The sequence below is a fragment of the Magnetospirillum fulvum MGU-K5 genome (assembly GCF_000442515.1).
GTDB lineage: Bacteria > Pseudomonadota > Alphaproteobacteria > Rhodospirillales > Magnetospirillaceae > Phaeospirillum > Phaeospirillum fulvum_B.
In genome coordinates, this window is record NZ_AQPH01000171.1 from 1 (window position 1) to 480 (window position 480).

Annotated in this window: 1 protein-coding gene; it reads left to right on the top strand. The window is 67.1% G+C overall.

What is annotated here, in order from left to right:
• Positions 1 to 375 (top strand): hypothetical protein (locus K678_RS19290; RefSeq protein WP_021133810.1); only part of this gene is annotated, 375 nt, incomplete at its 5' end.
• Between the last annotated feature and the right edge of the window lie 105 nt (positions 376 to 480).

Consider the following 480-nt stretch of genomic DNA (forward strand, 5'->3'; position numbering starts at 1 on the left):
GCCCTGTTTCTCAGCCGGGATCGGCTGAAAAAGCTGAGCTTCACCGAACAGGAAGCAGCCGGGCGCGAAGTCTCGACCCGTCGATCCGCGCTGCTGGCCGACACCAGCACCCGCTCCCTGGCCCAGGCTGACGTCCAGATGAAGCAGGCCGAGGAACTGAACTCGACCGCCGACAGCCTGCAATCGGCACTCGGCAACGCCGAAACCGTCCAGGACCGCCTCCACGTCATCGCCCAGACCGAGATCGCCCAAACCCGGGCCATCGCGGCCCAGACCCAGATCCTTGCCCAGATGCTGAAGCTTCAGTCCGCCGCCGCGATCAAGGCCGGACTTGCCCCCGACAGCGTCGGCGAGATCACGGAGGCCAAGGAATGAGCGGCGCGGTGAGCAGCAGATACGCGGGTCTGTCGGGCATTGGGTCCGACAAAAGATACACGGGGCTGTCGCCCCGGCCCCACCCGGAGGCGTGCGCCTCCGGAC